The organism is Nostoc cf. edaphicum LEGE 07299 (genome assembly GCF_015207245.1).
Classification (GTDB): domain Bacteria; phylum Cyanobacteriota; class Cyanobacteriia; order Cyanobacteriales; family Nostocaceae; genus Nostoc; species Nostoc edaphicum_B.
Window position 1 is genome coordinate 1 of the sequence record NZ_JADEXF010000575.1, and the last position, 3,880, is coordinate 3,880.

2 protein-coding genes are annotated in these 3,880 nt (G+C 40.2%); both read right to left on the minus strand.

What is annotated here, in order from left to right; all coding sequences use genetic code 11:
* Positions 1-83: 83 nt before the first annotated feature.
* A complete protein-coding gene (locus IQ229_RS17080) occupies positions 84-2,669 on the minus strand; it encodes a GAF domain-containing protein (RefSeq protein ID WP_194045728.1) in 2,586 nt (861 codons plus the stop codon).
* Between the two features lie 624 nt (positions 2,670-3,293).
* Positions 3,294-3,880, minus strand: a 587-nt coding sequence (locus IQ229_RS17085) for a hypothetical protein (RefSeq protein WP_194045730.1), incomplete at its 5' end; no start/stop codon positions are given.

Sequence of the window (3,880 nt, forward strand, 5' to 3'; positions counted from 1 at the left end):
TCTTAGAGACGCTCTGCGAACGTTCCACTCTGTTCGACTCGCAATGACATATCGTATAGTGATTAAGCTAAAAGTCGGTAGGGTTATTTTTCCTGAAATGTCCAGACTCCTTCATCCCAATCTGATTCTGTTGGGGGTGATTGTAACCAATGCTGACAACGCAACAGATGCAACATAGCAGCTTTGTCTTGGCTGTCTGCTGCCAAAACATTAGCAAATTCGGCTCTGGCACGAGAAAACTGTCGCTGGAGGTAATACTCACGCCCTTTATGATAATGCTCAATCACTTGCAATTTTTCGCTTTCAATCGGATTGGAACGCAAACCCAGTAATTCGTATATGGCTACTGGTTCGTTTCTACCCTTGACACGAATGTAATCTAGTTCCCTAGCCCAAATGTTTTCTTGGCATGGTTTAAAAGTGTTATGGCTAATAATAATATCGCAACCATACTGTTTACTGACACTTTCTAATCGAGAGCCAAGATTAACGCCATCGCCAATGGCAGTAAATTCCATCCGCTTACTAGAGCCAATATTTCCACTAATTACGGTATCTGAATTGATGCCAATGCCAATTTTAATTCTGGGCTTATCATCTGCATAGCGACGTTGATTAAATTCGTGTAGACGATGGCGCATTTCTAAGGATGTTTGCACTGCCATCCAAGCGTGTTCTTCTAATGGTAGGGGAGAACCAAATACAGCCATGATGGCATCACCGATGTATTTGTCAAGGGTACCTTTATGTTTAAAGACTGCCTCCACCATTGATTCAAAATATTCATTGAGCATACTCACCACTTCTTCTGCTTGCAAGTTTTCTGTCAAAGTGGTGTAGCCGCGAATATCCGAAAATAATATTGAAACTTCTTTGCGATCGCCTCCTAGTTTAGCATCATCTAATTTCAGCAATTCTTCGGCTAATTCCTGGGTCATGTAGCGGTACATTGTACTCTTAAGCCGCTTTTCATCACTGATGTCTTCCATCACTACCAGCGCCCCCCGGACTTGCTCTTGGTCGCTAGCATCGGCAATTGTGTTAATCGATAAATTAATACTATGCTGTTCTGTACCAGTGCTTACAAGTGTGCGATCGGGGTAATATTGCTGACGACCTTTTAAGTCAACTGCATGTAAAGCATCCTGATACCACTTGCTAAAGTCGCCTTCTTTGATGCCGATCGCGTCAGTAACTAATTTACCTTCTAAACGGTCATCTACTCCCAGTCCTAGCAAACGTTGGGCGCTTTCATTGGCGGCGATAATTAACCCAGTTTTATCAGTGGAAACCACGCCATTGGAAAGACTACGCAGAATATCCCGTTGCATTTGTTCTTGTTGCTTGACTGTGGCAAACAACTGGGCATTATGTAGTGCTACTCCCGCTTGAATATTAAAAGCTTCCATGAACTCTTCATCGTTGCGGTCAAAGCTAGCTTGGAAGCAGTCGGGAGCTTTCGGCCAATCAGCTGGATTATAAGGGGGAAAATCACCAGATTTCTTTTTATTTACGAGTTGGGTAACGCCAATCAGTTGTTCATCGCCGTTAAATACTGGCATACAAAGCAAGCTACAGGTGCGATAGCCATTTTGCTCGTCGAATTTTCGGGATGTTTCCGAGTCAGGATGGTTGTGCAAGTCAAAGCCAATATTTAGCTTCTTTCCAGAAGCCGCTACTATCCCAGCAAAACCTATACCTATGGGGACTCGCAACTCTTTCGTTGAACCATCATCCTGGGTGATTTTTGTCCACAATTCATGGCGATCGCGGTCTATTAACCATAGTGTACTGCGATCGGCATTCATCAGTTCCTTGGCTTCATCCATCACCCGCTTCAGGGTGTCTTCTAAGTCAAGACTGCTTTGAGAGAGGGACTTGATTGCCTTCATTAGCGCCGCTACTGCTCTTTGTTTTTGAGTAGCTACATAAAAAGAGCGCGAGGACTCTAAAATTAGGCGAATCGAAGGGGCAAATTCTTGAAATAATTGTTCGTCAGCACAGGTAAAACCTCTGGTATCAATACGCTCTGCAAGTGGAGCATCGTGATTATTTACAGATTTTAATTTATTCAGTAATTGTACTACTGCAACTAATTGCCCATGTTCATTTAAGAGTGGCAAAGCTAACATAGTGTAGGTGCGATAGCCAGTTCTCTTTTCTTGTTCTTGGGCAAAATGCGATCGCGGATCGTTATAAAAATCAAAGGGAATATTGATAACTTCTTTAAAAGTGGCGACTTCACCACCAATGCCTTTATTTGCGGGGATACGAATTTCTAAAGAGCGACCGCCCTCGCCCTCAGCTAAAATTGACCAAAGTTCTTGTTTTTCTTCATCCAATAAAAATATCGTCGTCCGGTCTGCCCCCAGTAATTCGCCGGTTTTTAAGGTAATCGAATGCAACATTTCTTGCAAAATAGTTTCAAACCCTTGAGAATCAAGCATTGATAGGGTTTGATGAACAATTTGTAATTTTTGCTCGACATCCTTAACGACCTGTTTAAAAGTATCTTGAGTCAGGGGAGCAAGAAACGTAGAAAAAGTTCCTTGTCTTGTGGCAAGAGCACCCACAGGAGCAGATTTTGCTGGTAATTCGAGGTTTTCTTGGTTGTGAACACCAATAATCAAATCGGTGGTCTCCCCACAACTTCCTTGATACGCTGACATAACTGGTATTTTATATAACAGAATGAGGTTTTAGATTTAACAATGAGATTAAATTTATGTAAGTGGTGTTAAAAGCAACAATTGCTTGACATTATCCATAGTTTAATCGCTTGTTTAGCCAGCGTCATCCTGTGAATAAACGCTCAAGCTGATTACCAACAAGCATGGCTTGACCAAAACCCCTTCCCACTGGTGGATACAGATGATAAATAGAGGGTTAGACCCCTCATCTAAACGAAAAAACAATGTTTTCCGCAGGGGATTCATTGTTAGTGTTGCGTTGTAAGATTTTGCAAGGGCACACTAATGAGCATTGCTGTATCCGTAGGATATAGTCGATTTATCTGAAAAATGCTGGAATTTATAAGTAATTATACGGTCATTGTCTTAGCTCTGGCTCAACTGCGATCGCTTCCTGTCGCAGATATGTCAGCCGGAAAAACAAGTGCTGAGTAAAAAATACTAGGACAGGTCGGCGCTAATAAACCACTCTATTTGTCTGTTGTGATGCCTGTGTCCGACTACCAGAGCAAACGCATCTTATTTCCTAATAAAAACTAAACATATAAAAGCACATTTTTGCATCGATGTTTTTGGTCTAGTCGCTCCCTTGTTTACATAAAATCATTCAGAATCAGAACTCGAAAAAGGATTTGTACAATAGAAAGAATAAGGATTATCATAATCACGATAGTGAGGTACTGTAAACTTATTATTATCTTCAGAAGCTTTTATTCGGCAATATGGTTCTAAATTGAGGTCTATTATATAATCGTTACCACCTCCTAAAGAAGGTTTAACTTCTTTGGTTTTTTTTGAAACCGAAAAATGACAAACCCATCGATGTACTGGATAAGCATATGGTTTGTTTGTTAAAATCTCAGCCCTTCCTGGTTTTATCGTATCTCCTTTACTCTTGTCGAAAAGAGAGTTATCTTTAGCATATTTTTCCATCTGCACTATTATAGTACTGTGCTTACATACTTCGTTCATTTCCATTTTTTTATCAGCATTTTTCTTATTATATTCTTCATTAATATATTCACCAAAAACAGGCGTGTATCTCAAATAAATTTCCCTTTTAGATATATTTTTATTTTCATCTTCTATTGAGTATTCACAACTAAATGGTAACAAATTCACATTCTTACTATCCTCGAATGCTTTATAAGAACCAGTTACAGTACCTGATTTCTTCTTGGTTTCTAATT

What these genes read in the sequence shown, in the direction of transcription:
- IQ229_RS17080 (WP_194045728.1), bottom strand. Translation starts at nt 2,669, where the DNA reads ATGTCAGCGTATCAAGGAAGTTGTGGGGAGACCACCGATTTGATTATT.